Here is a 17,458-nt window from a genome sequence, read left to right as displayed (position 1 = left end):
TTTAAGAACCGGTATAAACCATCTCTCTTGCGAAACCCACTTTTACAAGAGAGATGCAAAACTCAACTATGAAATTCTTTGATACAAAAATAAGGCCACTTTTTTGTACAAAAAATCAATATTGAGGGAACGGGCATTTTCGATGAGCAAAACATCCTCTTTATGAAGTAAATACAAGTTTTCCTAGATTTAAAAAAAAATTAAAAAAAGTTCTGGCCATCAAATCTGTTTCTTAATAATTCCTTGATTAGATTAATTTCTTATAGCAAAATCATTTTAATCAGTCATTCAAAAAGAATCTGTTTTTATGATGATAAATCATCGTTTTACGGTTTTCCCATTTTAAAGAAACACATAACCCTTTCCTTACTAAATAATCAAAAATCACCACTTGCTATGTGCGCATAATAATTTAAGTTGACTATCTAATTAGCGAAAAGTTATGGTTTCTTTTTAAAATTTAGAGCTTATTGTTATGCAGATTAAAGTTCTATTAAAAAGCCAAAAGATCAAACTCTTTTTTTGTCATTCTCTTAGTTTCGTCGCAAATCAAAACTCACTAAACTTAGTAACAATGAAATTATTTTTACAAAAAATGATGTGGTTATTACTCACATCACAATGTTTTTATGCGCAAACTATAGAAACCAGATTAACAAAGATAGAACGGACATCAAACCATCAAATCTCTGATTTCTTTGATGCCAATCTTGCTCCTTTTTACCATGGTGTGGTTTCTGGAGATCCGCTCGAAGATGCCGTTATTATCTGGACCAGAGTAACCACCAATGCTGCTTCTGCAGTAGTAAACTGGAAAGTTGCCACAGACCCTGCAATAACTCAGATTGTGCAACAAGGTCAAACAACTACCAATCAAAGTAGAGATTATACAGTTAAAATAGACGTAACTGGTCTCGATGCATTTACCACCTATTATTATCAATTCGAAACAATGGGAGCCACCTCGATTATTGGTAAAACCAGAACAGCGCCTTCAAAAAACGAGCTGGTATCTAATTTGAGGTTTGCCGTTGTATCCTGTTCTAATTATCAAAATGGATATTTTAACGCTTATAACCAAATTGCAAAACGTCAGGACATTGATGCTGTAATTCATTTGGGGGATTATATCTATGAGTATGAATCTGGAGGATACGGTTATGATGATGAAATAGGTAGAGGGCATCTACCCGAAAACGAAATCATCACCCTAGACGATTATCGTGTACGCTATTCTTATTATCGCTTAGACCCTATGCTGCGTAATGTGCATCAACAGCATCCTTTTATTCATATTTGGGATGATCACGAATTTGCCAACGATGCTAATAAGTTTGGAGCACAAAATCACAGTCTTGATACCGAAGGGAGTTGGGAAATAAGAAAAGCAAACGCACATAAAGCATACTTCGAGTGGATGCCGGTTCGTGCCAATACCATAGAGCAGTATCGATTGTATCGTACAATTTCGTATGGTAAGCTTATGGATCTTATCATGCTGGATACCCGAATAGAAGGTAGGGACACCCAGGTAACCGCATCAAAAAACCTAATTAGTGCAGCCTCGTCTAATGTAGCTTTCAAAAAATATGCAAAAAATGTAATTGCCCAAAAAGACCTTACCAAAAGAGAAGACGTAAAAGATATACTTACACACGTACTACCTTTACTTCTAAATACATCTGATCAAAAAAGAAAAGGGCAGCAAGGTCTATCACAAGAAGAGTTTAACACTGTGGTTACCAATTTTACTGATTTGATCCTACAAAAAAGGACAGGTAATAAGATTGATCCAAAGCAAAAGTCGGTATTAGAAACACTTTTAAAGAAAGGGACTGTGTATACCGAAAAATACAATCGTAAGGAGAACAAAGTTACGTACAAATCAATTTTGGGAGCCGAACAATTTAACTGGCTTACCAACGAATTATCATCATCAACTGCCAAATGGCGCGTCATAGGAAACCAGGTGATGGTAATGCCCTGGAACGGGGTGCCGTCTGATGATGCCTGGGATGGGTATACAGAAGAAAGAGATCGGTTACTAAACCATATCAAAACCAATGATATTAACAATGTGGTGGTACTTACAGGAGATATTCATAGTACTTTTACAGGCGAAGTTAACTACAAAAGATCCTGCGAAATGTGTGAATTTGTAGTACCTAGCGTAACTTCGCTTAACTTAGATTTTTTAGGAAACTTTATTTCTGGGGTAGCAGAGTTTTATACCAAACTTCTTAACCCGCATATTAAAGATGTAGATTTGGATAATCATGGATATTTTGTTTTGGATGTTACCGAAGATAGAGTACAATCAGATTGGTACGATATCCCAGATGTAACCAAACCTGTGGTAGGAGAGCAACGATCCAGAGGTTGGTATGTAAATAGCAATGACTGTAAACTACATAAAGCATCGAATGCAGCAAAAGCAAAAGGCAGAACACCCATCGAAGAAACGTTGGCTACCACCAAGCCTGCTATACCTCTACCCAATGAAGATGTAACCGTGATAGGTATATACCCAAACCCCATGGAAAGCCAGGGAAATATTCATTATTTGGTGAGTCAAAAAACCAAAGTCTCTATTTCTTTATATGACATACAAGGAAAATTGATCCAACCATTGCAAAACGAACAATTATCATTGGGTATTTATAACCTAACGATAGACACGCAATTCCTAAAAAGCGGAAACTATATTATGGTACTAGAAACTCCTACTACCAAGGTAAGTAGAAAGATTTTTATTAAATAGAGTACAGTTGATATAAGAAAATTACGTCAGTTTGAGTGTTTTTGCGTTAGCAAAAATGTACTTCGACGTAGCTCAGCAGAACTATCGAAAACAAGTAATTTTCTTATATCATTCGAACTAAATATCTGAATTGTCACCCTGAGACCTTAGACAGCACTTAGACAGAGCCTGTCTTGAGCTTACCAAAAGGCTCAGGGTGGTATTATAATTTACGATTGTTTGTATTGAAAACCAATTTAATGATGCATCAAAGGTTAGCATCCATAATTCGAATACGATAGATTCCAGCCTACGCTGGAATGACAGAAACCTAATTGTAGAGTAGACATTTATTATTTTATGTCATTCTGGACTTGATCCAGCATCTAGGTCATATCAACTGTCAACAAACAAGTATTAACCAATCGCTATCCACCATCAACTAAAAAATTTTCTCCTATACCACCACCCAAACAACAGTAGCACTATCATACCACCTGTACCCAACACCCAATACAGCAGCGAATGATCTTCAAAATGCATCGGAGTCGAATCACCTACCAGATAAAAACTAGACCAATAGAACGGATGTAATCTATTGATATCTGCGGTTTCGAGATATTGTAATTTTGCCTGCTGCAAGGCTTTACCTTTATTCATACCCGATTTTAGATTTATATAAAAGTACTTCATAATTTCTGGGGTGGTATGATCAGAAACCTCCCAACGGGTTAATAATAAACTTTTTGCACCCGCATACTGAAATGCGTTGCCCAAACTCATAATCCCCTCGCCTTTGGCAATTTTACCAGTACCTGTATTACAAGCACTTAATACGGCAAGCTCTGCAGGAATATCCATGGCAAATAACTCATGGCTATAGAGCAGATTATCTTCTAAGGTGTCTTTGGTTTTGGTAAAGTAGAGTTTCGAGTTTTCTGGTCGCTCATGGTCTACCTCGCCATGTAAAGCCAGGTGTAAAATATTATAGTTGCTTGCATTTTTCTTAAAATTAGCTTCGATAGCTTGTGATCCATAATAATATTGCCCATCGATAATGTTAGAAATGGCTTTTATTTCTTTACGGGTACCCGGTAGGTCATCTCCAAGGTCTCTAAGCGCAGCCAGACTGATCGATTTTTCACTTTTGCTGTCGACCCCAGCAGAAAAAGAAAAGGCAAGACACTCTTGTAATGACTTTGCAGTATTCTTTTCTTTAAAACGATCAAATAACAGGCTCCCAGAATTGGCATAGGATATTGCATAGTTGTTAAGCAAATATGACAAGTTCTTTGGGTTATTAGAACTCTCTTTTTGGGTGAGTAGCGACTCAAAATTAAGATGCCATAACGGCCCATCTGGAATAATAATTAATTGATCCCCTATCAATTTTTCTTGTATAGGGTCTATTAATTTTTGAAATAGCTCGTATCCTTTTTCTTTATAGGTTTGTAGATCTTGCGAAACAATACTTTTACGATATGCTTCTATTTGTCTTGTGAGCCCTTTGGTTGCTAATTGTTGTAATGCAAAATCATTTTTAGAAATCGTAAATGCATAGGTAACACTATCTGCCGTAAAAAACTCGAGTACTGTGGTTTGATTGTCGAGTTGTTGCTGAATATCACCTATCGATATCGTTTTGTTTTGATATTTAAGTTGATAGTATTTGGGATAGTCTTTTTCTAAAACCGCAGTCAGTGAGTCTTGTCTTCTATTAATCTTAAAAAGTTGATTTTCATACTCCTTAATTTTTAGGCTATCACCATTGCTATCTGACTCCTCTTTATGTATTCTGGATTGATAAAACGCGCGATCGGTTTTAAACGTTTTTTCTAAGGCAACCACCTCTTTGGGTAAACCGGTAAAGCTTTTGGCTGTGGTAAGTAACTCTTTTAAGGTATTGGCCTTGCTTTTTTCTGTATAATAAAAAGCTTTTTCTAAGGATACAGGATCATATGTATGTTGATACAACAATATTTGTGCCTCTACTGCTCCTTTATAAGTCTCTTTTGCCGTTTCAGCAAATACTATTTTATCTTGGTGATTTTTAAAGTTACCTCTAATTTTATCAATAACACCATCAACTTTGTCAAACAGAGCTATAGCTTTATTTAGAGTATTAATTTCTTTTTCTTCTTTATAAATGCTACTATATGTTTTTGCCTTACCATTAAAATTAGATAACAATACATTTAGATCTAAAAAATTATTAGAATCGAAATCATTCTTAAAATCATTTTTCAAATTAGCATTAATAGATTTATTATAAAATTTGATTGCGTTTTCATATTGTTTCATTTTAAAATATGTTAAGCCGATATTATCATAAGCTGATGCAACTATAGCATTCTTTTCACCTAAAAAGCTTATATAAATTTTCAAGGATTTTAAAAAATATTCTAACGCATAATCATAATTAGTCTGTGCTAGATAGTGATCAGCTAAGTTTTCATAAGATTTTGCTGTATAAATATGGTTTTCTCCAACCAACTTCAAAATTATTGACAATCCCTTATTATTAAATTCTAATGCTCTTTTAAAATCTTTCAATTCGCCATAAACCAAACCAACATTGTGATAAGGTCCTATAAGTTTTGAATGTTCCTTACCTAATAATTTCTCTCTAATACTAATAGTTCTATTTAAATATTCTAAAGCTATAGTATTTTTACCTATATTATCGTAGATTAATCCTAAGTTATTATAAGAAATAGAAGCTTCATAACTATTTTCTCCAAAAAGTGTTTTTTTAACTTTTAAAGCTTTCTTATGATACAACAAAGCCTTTTCATATTCACCTTTTAATAACAAAATCGCACCAACATTATTATAAGAATTTGCTGTGTATTCATGATTCTCTCCCCTAGCATTTAGATTAATTTTTAAATCTTTCTTATAAAATTCCAATGCCATATCAAAGTTATTATAAGCCTTAGCTACTTCACCGATATTTAGATAACTTGTCCCTATAGAAGGATCATTAGCAGGCAATATCTTTTGCTTAATAGATAATGATTTTTTGTATAGCTTTAAGGCCCTTTCATATTCCAATTTTTCTTCATAACATAAACCTAAGTTATCATATGCCAAAGCTTCTTCCAAATTACCATCTGACAAATACTCTTTGCAAATTTTTAGAGCGTTTTTAGCATACTTGATAGAACTCTCAAGTTCATCCACCCCCCAAAAGCTGAATGATATATTATTATAACAACTCGCTACTCGTTCCCATGCTTTTGATTTCTCATAGATGGGTAATGCCTTTTTAAAATATTCGATAGAACTCTCATACTCTTTATTGGTTCGCAACGAATCTGCTTTTTGATAGTATTGTCCGGCCTGTAGCGTATCTTTTTCTATTTGTGCGTGACCAAAAGAAAAAGCAAATAACACAAAAAGAGGAATAAGGAGTGTTTGTGTAGAAAATAAGGGTAATGTTTTCATCGGATTATGAGTATAAGTTTATGTGTTAGTAACAAAGAACGTAAAAATGTACCTTTTTGATATCTAATAAATTTAATGCCGTTTCCATTTTATTGATTTCTTTTTACTTTTTGTGAACACTTCGACAACGTTTCAAACCCACAACGCGGGCTGAGGTTCTCGAAGTCCATCATTACCAGTAATCTTACCTATAAACTCAGGGCGGGCTCCTTCGAGAGCCTCAGGGTTCGAAAAAACATCTAGCATCAGACTTCGGACACCGAGCTGAAAAACATCTCCCTACTCCCCTTCGACAGAGCTCAGGGTGACATTCGCCTCCGGTTATGTACTAATAACTACTTTTTAGTTAATGTCATTCTGGACTTGATCCAGAATCTAGGCTATACCATCAGCTATACTCCAGCTTTAAAGCTTCAAAAATTCGTGGCACACTTTTTGGTTTTTATCAAATAAATTAAGTATTTTGAGTCGATTTTAAGGTTTTTTTAATACTAAAATGAAACTTAGATCGTTTTTAAAAAACTGATGAATTAACCTTTAACTATAATACATTATTTAAACACCCAAACATTATGAAAAAATTATTTCTACTTCTATTCGTGCTAGGTACAGGATTATCAATGCAAGCTCAAACTCATGATTGGGGTTCACTTGCACAACTACATAAGGATGAATTATATCCATTGGCAAAGGATGTTGCCGATATTACAGATAAGGTTATGGCACATGGAAATATGATCTCTATTATAAAAAGTACTGGAACTGTTTCTTTAAAGCTTGAAATTGACAAATCAGTATCTGTAGATGTATATACTTTTAGATTGCTTACTTCTACTGGGAAATCTATTAAACTTACAGATCAATTGACAGCTAACAAAGTAGTTAACAAGTTTTTTGATGTTTTAAGACGAGTTAAAGAAAACTCTCAATCTGACCAAAAACAAGAGGTTGAAGATATTTTAGACAGTCTATAGTAATTTGTATAAACTAAAAAACAGCGACCAAATGGTCGCTGTTTTTTTTGATCCTCGTTTAAGGACTATATATCGTTTAATAACTTAGTAATCTCATCTAGCTTTGGGGTAAGGATCACCTCGATACGACGATTCTTTCCTTTACCAGCACTGGTCTCGTTAGAAGTTACCGGTGCAAACTCTCCTCTACCGGCTGCAGTAAGATTTTGCGGGTCTATCTTTGGGTTTTCTAACAAAATATTTACAATCGCAGTGGCACGCTTGGTCGATAAATCCCAATTGCCAGATAACTGCCCGGTACCGGTATAAGGTACATTATCGGTATGCCCTTCTATCAATACTGCGATATCTTTATTGGTACCCAACACCTCTCCTAATTGTTGTACCGCTTTTTTACCCTGTGTTCCTACAGCCCAACTACCCGATTCGAATAGTAGTTTGTTTTCCATAGAGATATATACTTTACCATTGCGCTCTTCTACAGTAAGTCCTTTACCTTCAAAATTACGTAAGGCTTTAGAGATCGCAGTTTTTAAGGATTGCATTTTGGCATCTTTGGCAGCGATGAGTCCTTCTAACTCATCTACTCGCTTAGCCCTTGCTGCCAGGTCTTTTTGTAATTTCTCTAATCGACTACGCTCTGCTGCCAGAACACGTTCTTTATCTTCTAGCTGTCCTAGCAACTCGCGGTTCTTTTTGCTATTGGCAGCTAGCTTGGCAGAGCTATTTTCTTCTAAAGCATCGTACGAGCTTTTTAGGTTTTCGTAATTGGCTTGTGCAGCATTGTAATGCCCCTGCAGATCATCTCGCTCTGCTTTTACTTTTTGATACTCGGCATCTAGCTGCTCCATGGCTCTTTTATCAGCCTCGCTCGCACTTTTAAGAGCCGACAATTGGTCTTTGGTCTTTCTATTTTCTCGTTTAAGGCGTGCATATTTACCTTCCAGTTCTTTATATACTTTAGAAGATACGCAAGAGGTCATTATTGCTCCCAGCACTAATATACAGACGATTTTTTTTATCATTGTGTGTGTTTTTGGTTAGAAGCCCGGGGTCGGGTGTCCGAGGTTTTTTTATTTTTTGGTCAGAGGTCTGAGGCTTGAAGACGGAAGTAGCTTCGGTCATCTGACTTCTGACTTCATACTTAATTTACAAGGCTAATTCTACTACAATAGGGCAATGATCACTATGCTTGGCTTCAGATAAGATCACGGCTCTTTTTAACTTATCTTCTAAAGGTTGTGCCACCATACCATAATCCAAACGCCATCCTTTATTATTATTTCTGGCATTAGCTCTATAGCTCCACCATGAGTATTGGTGTGGTTCTGTATTAAAATGTCGAAACGAATCGATAAATCCGCTATCGATAAAGTTACCAATCCATTCTCGTTCTACTGGTAAAAACCCAGATACATTTTTATTACGTACCGGATCATGAATATCTATTGCCGTATGACAAATATTATAATCTCCTAGAATAACAAGGTTTGGATGATCTTTTTTTAGTTCATTAATATATCCTTGAAAATCTGCCATGTACTTAAGCTTATGTTCCAGACGATCGGTATTGGTTCCGCTAGGTAGGTAAAGGCTCATGACCGACACTCCGTTAAAATCGGCACGCAGGTTACGTCCTTCAAAATCCATATAATCGATCCCGGTACCATACTCGATATGATCGGGTTCTGTTTTGGATAAAATGGCCACCCCACTATATCCTTTTTTCTGTGCACTGTACCAATAATTGTATGGGTATCCTGCTTCTGCAAATACATCAAGGTCTAGTTGTTCTTTATTGGCTTTAATTTCTTGAAGACAGATTACATCGGGATCGGTTTGTTGTAACCATTCGATAAAACCTTTATTAAGAGCAGCTCTGATTCCGTTTACGTTATAGGAGGCAATTTTCACGCGTTTTAATTTTATTAGTTTCAGTAAAAATAAAACTTATGACACAAAATAAGTAGTGTATGAATAGATTTTATGTTAAACATATACTTGGCCATCGTAGTTATTATACTACAGAGGTATATCTAAGCGGTTTTGACCAAGAAGTTTTAGATGATGCTGCAGATCAGATTTTGGGTTGAGTTAATTAAATAGTAATTTTGTTTGTATATTTAATGCTATACTTTACTATTTTCTAATTACATTATTTTTTTGAGCAATACTATTTGTCCTAAATGAAAGGATTGATGTTCCAATACGTGTAACCAACGATAATGATTGTTATTATGAGGTAGAGATATTTCTTTTAACCAGTCATCATTTTTGGTTTTAAACAAGTTTAATGTTTTTTCGCGGACCCTATCATATATTTCAAGATAATGTTCTATTGAATGTCCTACATATTTTTTATGGGCCTTTTCACCCATATCTATAGCAGTTTGCCACAATAACTTTTCTTCTTCCGTAAATTTACGACACTCAAAAGTACATATTTGATAATAAGTTTCTGTTGCAGCAATATGCATTATTAAAGTTCCTATACTATTCAAACGCTCATTGGGCAAGTAATCTATTTCTTGAATCGTTAACTCTTGTACAATACGAATCATTCTTTTTCCTATGTCCTGCAACATAATTAAAAGTATTTGAATCTGTGGTGTATAATGATCCTCTATCTTAAATATTTTTGAACCTCTAATTTTTAAATAATAAATATTCAACTCTTTGGAATAGTCAGAACTAAATTTATACTCTTTGATTTCTTTAGGGGCTTTTCTAGCTGTTCCTTGTTTCCACCCAGGAATAAATAACTGACTTGTAACTTCTTCACATAGAGGATTGTTAATAGTAGTTTTTTCTAGTATACCTTTTTCGTTTTCTATCGATAAAGAGAAATTCGTAAAACAGAAAACCCCATCATGCCAACACAATCCTCCAAAGTTAAGTATTGATGTATTCTCATCCAATATACCTTCAATTGTATATTTACTCCATTCATTAGAGACTATAGGACAGTTCTTCATATTATCAAAAAAACCCACATCTCCATTTTTATTATCTATTCTAACCCATAAACCAGATCTACTATATGGACTATAAAGTTCAGCTTTTACAAGTGCCGCTAATTGAAACCTTTTAGTATGACTGCACTCTAAAGGAATGGATTGACAAAAAGAAGTCCAATCTTGTGAAATTTTTTTTGAAACACAATTTTTCATACTATCTCATTGGCTGGTAATCTGGATGTCCTGTTTGCCATAAAGCAAAAATCAATACCTCTATATTAGAATTCATCCGTTTCGTTTTGGAATCAACATGTCCATGACCTTTATCAAAATCTACATGTAAAAGTGTTGGGTTGTCGGATACATTACATTCTTGTAATCTAGCTGCGAATTTAGCAGAATGCCAAGGAGCAACCCTAGAGTCTTTCACCCCCATTTTAATTAATGTTCCTGGATATTTTTTCCCCTTTTCAATACTTTGATATACATCCATTTCGTATAACGCCTTAAATTCTAATGAATCAGCGACGGAACCAAACTCTTTAGTATTATTCTTACCATTTGTTCCAAACTCTCCTCGTAATGAATTTAATTTCCCTACTTGCAGAATAGCTGCAGCAAATAAGTCTGGGCGCTCCGTCATAGCACGACCAACAGTTATTCCCCCCGCGCTACCTCCATTAATTGCAAGGTTTTTAGCAGAGGTATACTTTTCGTTAATAAGATATTCTGCACAAGCTATTAAATCTTTCCAGCTATTGGATTTAGTTTTTTTAAAACCACCTTTATGCCAAGCATCTCCTTTTTCTCCTCCTCCACGTACATGTGCAATGGCGATAATTCCGCCTTCTTCTACCCAAGTCATAAATTTTTGACTATAAACCGGAGAGAAAACGTATCCATAGGCTCCATAACCAATCATCAAAACTGGATTTTTACCATCTTTTATTAAATTTTTCTTATAAATAAGTGATAAAGGAACCTCTTCATAGTCATGAGAAGGTATTGTAAGTTCCTCAACCTTAATATCCTTATGGCTTTTACTTTCATTCAATGGAAAAATATCTGATGGATAAAACTTTTGTTCAACAAAATCGTATCGAAATCTTCGTTCCTTATCAATCCAACCCTCTATTTTAACCTCTAAAAAATCTTGATCTTTTCCTTTTGTGTACAATATCAATTTACCAGCTGGTATTGGAAGAGGAATTGTTTGCTCTTGTCCTTTGTGATTTACAAAATACAGTTTAGATTCTACTCCATTTTTAGTAGTTGTATATACTAATCCTTTGGAAATAATCTTGAAAGATTTAATAACCTCTTCTTTTTTTTCTGAAACTAATACCTGAGGATTTTCAAAATTGGGATGTAGAATAGATGTTTTACAAATTTTAAAGTTAGATGTATTTTTTGACGTTGTATATATTAAATCATCATTTAACTGTTGGTATTGTTTTATTTGATCTTCTTTATTAAATAAAGGAATCCAATTTTGTTCGGTATCATTTATTTGTTCAACAGGCACATAAAATGTATTATAATAGGATGAAACACCTGCTATTGCTCCAATTGAATATTTATCTTTCGGATCGTTTATCATTAATATAGGTAAGTCCTCAGGACGAATGTTTATTTGTGGATTATTAGATTTGGAAAAAATAACTTTAGAAGTTCCATCCAGCTTATGAATTCTTGCTTCCAAATTAAGAAAATCCTCCTTTGTATTATCTATTTGAGGAGCTGACAAATAGGAAATACCACTGTTATCTGGTAGCCAAAAGATATTTATAAAACTTGGTAAGGCATTCTTGATTGTAAAAGGAAGTTGTTTCTTATCATCCACATTTATAATAATTAACTCCGAAAATTCATCTCCCTTTTTTCTTAAACTCAGAACAACTTTAGATCCATCCCAACTTGGTTTGAAGTAGTTTATTTCATAATCGGTTTTATATGTTTTTGGATTATACAGTAATTGCTCATTTTCTTCAACTGAAGCTTTAAAATATAATTTATAAAAATCTTCATTTTCTTCTCTTTTTAAATAAAAATATTGGCCAGATTTGGTAAAATGAATTTGTTTAACATCATACTTGTTTACTTCTTGTAGCTCTTTATAATGTTTTATTAATCGTTCTTTATTAGGAATCTTATCAATAAAAGAATCGGATAACTTTTTTTGCTCTATTAACCAGTTTAAAACAAGCGAATCTTTAAGGTTTTCTAAATTTCTATATGGGTCTAATACTATATTCCCATGAATTGTGTCTACTACTGCTTGTTGTTTGATAGCAGGGTATTCATAAATATTCCTTTTTTCACAACCCATAAGAATCAATAATAAGGAAAAATAAACTATTCGCATAATGTTTTTCATCAGTTAAAAATATATCCCATCCACTTTAAAAAGTGAATGGGAATTAATTTATCCATTGGTAGTATCTATTCCTTCATTACCTCCATCACTAGGACCATCTTCTCCAGGAGCTCCACTTCCGCCATAAATATGGCTCTGCTTTTTAAATCTAGTTTAGTAATGGTTGTTTTTAAAATTCGAGAACTTTACATATTCTAAAGTGTGGCGAAAAGAAAGACTTTAGTTAAGGAATCCTCAATTAACCAGATTGTTAGAGAGAATTTCTTTATTTTATGAAAATAAAACTATTAGGATGTAGTTTAGAAGTTTCATCCTAGTAAGTAAGAAAGTTACTTTCAGCATTCAGAATTCTCAGTTCTAAGATATTTAAAACTTATCTTCTGGGTAAAAGTAACCAACGCAAATAAAATATCAGTGTTTAAAACAGGTACAGTGCTTTCAATTTATAAACTGACTTCTATCTTTTTAATAAAATAAGAAGGATAAATTCCTGTGTTTTTATAAAAAGCTCTTGAAAAAGATTGAGAGCTATTAAAGCCTGATTCTGCACTAATAGATTTGATGGTGTATTTTCTAAATTTTGCATCTGATTGTAAACGACTAATACTGTATTCAATTCTAAGGTCATTAATATAATTAACGAAGTTTTTATCCATATGCAGATTAATTATTTTGGATAAATAAGATGAGTTTGTATTTATTTTTTTTGCTAACCCCGCCATTTTAATAGTCGGATCTAAGAACCCTTTTTCAGCTTCAAAATCTTTTAATTTTTTCAAAATTTGCAAAGTTAATTCCTCTGATAAATATTTATCATTTTCATCTATAATATCTGATTTTACTTCTTCCGTATTAAGGTTTTTTTGAACATTAAGTTCTCGATTTCTCATAAGTTGATGAAAACGATGTCTGTAAATACGCTGTTTTCTATAATAATTTATTACAAGAATAATTAATGCTGCTGAGAAACCAATCAAACTCCACAACCCGAACTGAAACCATTTTTGATCTTTTTCTAATGTTTCTATGACTGTATCTCTATCTCTGATTAATTGCACTGTTTCATATTTCTCAACAATATCAGCCGATATTGTTCTGTTTTTCACATTAAATAAACTATCCATAGTAATCAGTTTACTCATTACTCGAACCTGATTTTTTAAATCACCTTGTTTTTTAAAGTGACTTATTAATAATTCAAAAGCATCTCTGTTCTCTGGAGCATAATTATGTGGTCCAATTAGAGAATCAATTTTATTTAGATATTTTACTCCTTCTTTAACTTTATTGATCTTAAAATAAGCCTTTGCTATTTGTATATAACATATATGTAGATTAAGAGTAGATCCTTTTTTATCTTTAATTCTATTCTCCATTTTTGTTAACGAATCCAAGGCTTTTTCTGGTTTACCCAGTAAATTATTGTTAATTCCACTTAGCATTAAGAATGTATTATAATAATACTTCTCTTTATGAAAGTAACTTTTTTTAAGTCCTAGATTTACATATTTAAAAGCAGAATCAGGCATCTGAAGACGGTGATAAGAATCTGCTATGCCATATAATGTAAGTATATAACTTCCTAAATATTTGTCAATGGTATCCTGGTCTTTAATGAATTCAAGGTTTTCTCTAAATATTGGTAATGCTTCCTTTTTTCCTCCTACTGCCTTTTTTAGCATCGCAATATTGTGTTTAATCGCTATTAGTTGACGTTTATTATTGTTTTTTTGAGCATAATCTTGTGCTATTAAAAAATTTTCTAATGCTTTTTTATTTTTCTCTATTTTGCAAAAAAGAGCTCCTTTTTTTAGATAAGCAATTGCAGGAAACTTATGGTTTTTTGAATCTTTAGTGATCAAAATAATACTATCAAGATATTTTAAACCTAAATCATGCGATTTATAATCCCAAAAAAGGTCATAGCCATTAGCTAATTCTGTATAGTTATTTTCTAGTTTGGCTTTAGATATATAGGTATTAGCGTATTTATTAGCAAGTAAAGTATCCTTCTTGTTTTTTTTAAATAAACTATCTAATTCTTTATATGACAAATCTTGTAAAAAATCAGGTTCTTTATCTATAATCATATTCTTTTTGACTAGATAATCTTGAGTAATACTTTTATTTTGGGAAAATACATTCTCACATATATTAAAAACCACAAAAAGAATACTCCATTTCATAAAAAGCACTTTTATGTAATTTTTGATTTTTTGTTTAAGACCTTTTAGCTCCATTACTGTTTTAGTAATATTTTAAATGATTAAACACCTTATTATTATCAACTTACCTTTAAAAAATAGAAGTTTCAATTTATAAAATGAGCGCTTTCAATTTATAAATCCTACACACCTTCCTTTGCACAAACGTAATCCTCTCTCATATATTTGACCCGACCATTTACAAATTACAAATGCGGAATTATGAATTAGAAATATCAAAAGAAATGATAAGCTCAATTTTCTATTTCCTTAAAACCAACATATCACAATGCAGTATTTAGAAAATAACCACAAACATAGGTTTATGTCTGATATATTAAAAATGTTACATATCAAAACCGATATTTTTTTAGATAACCTGGCAAATCATCATGATTATGAAATAGTGATCTATCTCTGGATTGATAAATTATTTACCAAAGGAAGAACTAGTGAAGAAGCGGTGCAGATCATTTATAAGGCCAGAAATATTTTTATGCTACAAGCACCTTGTATACAAGTGAGTGGGGGAGTTAATTAAGAATTATGAATATAGTTGGAAGTCGGAAGTCAGAAGACCGATGATAAGATGTTGATTTATGATATACGATTTACAAATGCAGAATTACGAATATGGCCAGAAGATAAAAACTACTTCGAACACCAGACTTCGGACTTCTGACTAAAAACAAAAAGCTTCGGACATCCGACCTCGGACTCCGGACTCAAAAAACTAATAAAATGACCACACCCTACCAATATTTAACAACTATAGAAAAACAATTGGTCGAGTATAAAATGGCAAAGAAACTTAAAACCCCGGTACTAATAATCAAAGAAATATTAACAACCATAAATCCACAGGTGAAAATTGTAGAAAACCAGGTAATCATGGTATATGAAACCCTTAAAAAAATAGAACAAGAAGTAAAAGAATTATGAATTGAGTAGGAAGTCAGAAGCCTGATGTCGGAAGACGGAAGACAACCCTTCGAGAGCCTCAGGGTTCAGGTAAAGTATGCTAAAGTTCTCGAACAGCGGGCTGAGGCTCTCGAAGCCCACTTCGGACACCCGACCTCGGACTTCGAGCAAAAAATCAAAAACGTAACCCAACCTCATAAGCGCATTAAACCGAAACCCTTCGACAAGCTCAGGGTGACAATAATGTCTAAATCAGAAAATAATAACGAAGGTAATTTTAGAAAACAAAAAATTATGGAAAATGCAATGCTCAAAAATATAGAAATGATAGAACGTATCGACAGGTTGATACGTATGCAAGCAACAGGGTCACCAGAATACTTGGCATCTCGTCTAGGGATTTCTAAAACTACTTTGTACAGGATTATTAAAACCATGAAAACCTTAAATGCTCCTGTGATTTATGATTATGCATTACAAAGTTTTGTCTACGAAAAAGCAGTGGGGTTTCAGTTTGGTTTTTTTGCAAATCCTACAATAGTCAAATCAAGAGCATTAAACTAATGAATGACTATGGAAAATAAAGGATTATAATCAATGATGCCAATAGAACAGGACGAACTACATTATCAATTCTTCTTAGAGATACTACAACCTTTACGTTTTGAGGCAAAAGATTTCTTTACAAAATTGGCAGAAGAAAGTCCTTATGAAATGATGATATATGAATGGATACATTCTATGTTTGAGCAAGAAAAAACTAAAGAAGAGACATTGGATTTTATTTATAAAGCAAGATATGAGTGGTATGTTAGAAATAGTTGATGGATGATCGATTAAGAATTATGAATGTAGTCTGAAGTCGGGCGACCGAAGTCGGAAGTACACAATTGTGGGCTGAGGCACTCGAAGCCCAACCCTTCGAGAACCTCAGGGTTCGGCAGCACGCATCTTAAAAAGAAATTAGAAAAAACTTCGGACATCCGACTTCGGACTCCTAATTAAAACAATAAAAACCTTCCGACTTCCGACACCGGACTTCGGACTTAAACAAAAACAATGGCATTAGAAAATTTAATTAGCGTAAGCTTTAGCAAAGAAGAATTAATGGAGCTTGATCAACACCTTACAGGAATCAAAAAAGTACTAAAAGGCAAAACAGTTAACCTTACTCCAGATCAGCGTAGACAATACGGGCGTATTGCCAATCAGAACAAATTGATCGTAGACAAAGCCAAAAATTATATGGAACAACACCCTAACTGGATTCCTCGTTTTTTGGATAAAACAGAGTTTGATAAAGATTATACTGCAAGAAAGCAAGTAGAAAACAGGGTGCAATTACTAGAAAACCTCTCACAACAATTGATCGATACCAAAACCTTATTAGATCATGATAATTATACCAATTCACTTAGTTTTTATAGAATGGTACGTTATCTGGCCGGCGAAAATGAACCCGGTGCCAAACCAGTGTATGAGGATATGAAAGTACTCTTTAACAAAGCCAGTAATACCACAGATGATACCAGTAGTGAGGAATAAAAGTGGTGCTGACCAATACAGTAACATCTCTAAGTATCATCACAAAAGAAGGACGGGTTATTGTAATGGACGCCACCCCTACTCAGAGTAGTTCGAAGAGCTACTTTAGTACTTCGAAGGATCAAAATACTAGTTATTACCCCATAAGATAATGCTTCTAACCAATTTTTTAGGGCTTGTAAGCTCTAAAGCAACGCTTATAAGTATTAGATCGATGCTTCGAAGTACTTCTCTTAGGGGTGACACGTATTAAAATGATTGCTCGAAATACTTATTTAATCCTTCAAAGTAGT

Annotated in this window: 13 protein-coding genes; 7 read left to right on the top strand and 6 right to left on the bottom strand. The window is 33.4% G+C overall.

All coding sequences use genetic code 11. The annotated features are described in order from the left end of the window. Positions 1-574 precede the first annotated feature (574 nt). The gene (locus ABW636_RS19130) at positions 575-2,761 is read left to right on the top strand and encodes a T9SS type A sorting domain-containing protein (protein ID WP_367591685.1); all 2,187 of its coding nucleotides are present in this window, start codon (positions 575-577) and stop codon (positions 2,759-2,761) included. A 417-nt stretch (positions 2,762-3,178) separates the two neighbouring features. On the opposite strand, the gene ABW636_RS19125 is transcribed toward ABW636_RS19130, so the two are convergent. Next, positions 3,179-6,187: a CHAT domain-containing protein gene (locus tag ABW636_RS19125; RefSeq protein ID WP_367591684.1), complete on the bottom strand. Its 3,009-nt coding sequence runs from the start codon at positions 6,185-6,187 to the stop codon at positions 3,179-3,181. 572 nt (positions 6,188-6,759) lie between these two features. Here ABW636_RS19125 and ABW636_RS19120 point away from each other — a divergent pair. After that, positions 6,760-7,161, top strand: a complete 402-nt coding sequence (locus ABW636_RS19120; RefSeq protein ID WP_367591683.1) for a hypothetical protein — start codon at positions 6,760-6,762, stop codon at positions 7,159-7,161. Between the two features lie 65 nt (positions 7,162-7,226). On the opposite strand, the gene ABW636_RS19115 is transcribed toward ABW636_RS19120, so the two are convergent. From ABW636_RS19115 to ABW636_RS19095, 5 genes are all read right to left on the bottom strand, one after another. Next, positions 7,227-8,186 carry an OmpA/MotB family protein gene (locus ABW636_RS19115; RefSeq protein ID WP_367591682.1) on the bottom strand — a complete coding sequence of 320 codons (960 nt, stop codon included), beginning with the start codon at positions 8,184-8,186 and terminating at the stop codon, positions 7,227-7,229. 124 nt (positions 8,187-8,310) lie between these two features. Further along, complete coding sequence (locus tag ABW636_RS19110; protein WP_367591681.1) at positions 8,311-9,075, bottom strand: exodeoxyribonuclease III; 765 nt, start codon at positions 9,073-9,075, stop codon at positions 8,311-8,313. 236 nt (positions 9,076-9,311) lie between these two features. After that, complete coding sequence (locus tag ABW636_RS19105; RefSeq protein ID WP_367591680.1) at positions 9,312-10,331, bottom strand: DinB family protein; 1,020 nt, start codon at positions 10,329-10,331, stop codon at positions 9,312-9,314. A 1-nt stretch (position 10,332) separates the two neighbouring features. Beyond that, positions 10,333-12,495, bottom strand: coding sequence for a prolyl oligopeptidase family serine peptidase (locus tag ABW636_RS19100; RefSeq protein WP_367591679.1), 2,163 nt, complete (start codon positions 12,493-12,495; stop codon positions 10,333-10,335). 443 nt (positions 12,496-12,938) lie between these two features. Beyond that, positions 12,939-14,681, bottom strand: a complete 1,743-nt coding sequence (locus ABW636_RS19095) for a helix-turn-helix domain-containing protein (protein ID WP_367591678.1) — start codon at positions 14,679-14,681, stop codon at positions 12,939-12,941. A gap of 343 nt (positions 14,682-15,024) precedes the next feature. Here ABW636_RS19095 and ABW636_RS19090 point away from each other — a divergent pair, with 343 nt between their 5' ends. The 5 genes from ABW636_RS19090 (at position 15,025) to ABW636_RS19070 (ending at position 17,165) form a co-directional block, all read left to right on the top strand. Further along, complete coding sequence (locus tag ABW636_RS19090; RefSeq protein ID WP_367591677.1) at positions 15,025-15,240, top strand: DUF4485 domain-containing protein; 216 nt, start codon at positions 15,025-15,027, stop codon at positions 15,238-15,240. A 200-nt stretch (positions 15,241-15,440) separates the two neighbouring features. After that, positions 15,441-15,641 (top strand): hypothetical protein, encoded by a 201-nt coding sequence (locus ABW636_RS19085; protein ID WP_367591676.1) that lies wholly within the window; start codon positions 15,441-15,443, stop codon positions 15,639-15,641. 222 nt (positions 15,642-15,863) lie between these two features. Further along, positions 15,864-16,184, top strand: coding sequence for an HTH domain-containing protein (locus ABW636_RS19080; RefSeq protein ID WP_367591675.1), 321 nt, complete (start codon positions 15,864-15,866; stop codon positions 16,182-16,184). Between the two features lie 33 nt (positions 16,185-16,217). Next, entirely contained in the window at positions 16,218-16,445 is a 228-nt protein-coding gene (locus tag ABW636_RS19075) for a hypothetical protein (protein ID WP_367591674.1), read from the top strand. 234 nt (positions 16,446-16,679) lie between these two features. After that, positions 16,680-17,165: a hypothetical protein gene (locus tag ABW636_RS19070; RefSeq protein WP_367591673.1), complete on the top strand. Its 486-nt coding sequence runs from the start codon at positions 16,680-16,682 to the stop codon at positions 17,163-17,165. The last annotated feature ends 293 nt before the right edge of the window (positions 17,166-17,458 follow it).

Source organism: Aquimarina discodermiae (assembly GCF_040786235.1).
In the GTDB taxonomy this organism is placed as follows: domain Bacteria; phylum Bacteroidota; class Bacteroidia; order Flavobacteriales; family Flavobacteriaceae; genus Aquimarina.
Note: the sequence above shows the minus strand (reverse complement) of the source record. Positions and strands in the feature narration are given on the sequence as shown.

Bases quoted from the DNA above. Each gene is read 5' to 3' on its own strand.
- ABW636_RS19130 (WP_367591685.1), top strand. From the start codon at position 575: ATGAAATTATTTTTACAAAAAATGATGTGGTTATTACTCACATCACAA.
- ABW636_RS19125 (WP_367591684.1), bottom strand. From the start codon at position 6,187: ATGAAAACATTACCCTTATTTTCTACACAAACACTCCTTATTCCTCTT.
- ABW636_RS19120 (WP_367591683.1), top strand. From the start codon at position 6,760: ATGAAAAAATTATTTCTACTTCTATTCGTGCTAGGTACAGGATTATCA.
- ABW636_RS19115 (WP_367591682.1), bottom strand. From the start codon at position 8,186: ATGATAAAAAAAATCGTCTGTATATTAGTGCTGGGAGCAATAATGACC.
- ABW636_RS19105 (WP_367591680.1), bottom strand. From the start codon at position 10,331: ATGAAAAATTGTGTTTCAAAAAAAATTTCACAAGATTGGACTTCTTTT.
- ABW636_RS19100 (WP_367591679.1), bottom strand. From the start codon at position 12,495: ATGAAAAACATTATGCGAATAGTTTATTTTTCCTTATTATTGATTCTT.
- ABW636_RS19095 (WP_367591678.1), bottom strand. From the start codon at position 14,681: ATGAAATGGAGTATTCTTTTTGTGGTTTTTAATATATGTGAGAATGTA.
- ABW636_RS19090 (WP_367591677.1), top strand. From the start codon at position 15,025: ATGTCTGATATATTAAAAATGTTACATATCAAAACCGATATTTTTTTA.
- ABW636_RS19085 (WP_367591676.1), top strand. From the start codon at position 15,441: ATGACCACACCCTACCAATATTTAACAACTATAGAAAAACAATTGGTC.
- ABW636_RS19080 (WP_367591675.1), top strand. From the start codon at position 15,864: ATGTCTAAATCAGAAAATAATAACGAAGGTAATTTTAGAAAACAAAAA.
- ABW636_RS19075 (WP_367591674.1), top strand. From the start codon at position 16,218: ATGATGCCAATAGAACAGGACGAACTACATTATCAATTCTTCTTAGAG.
- ABW636_RS19070 (WP_367591673.1), top strand. From the start codon at position 16,680: ATGGCATTAGAAAATTTAATTAGCGTAAGCTTTAGCAAAGAAGAATTA.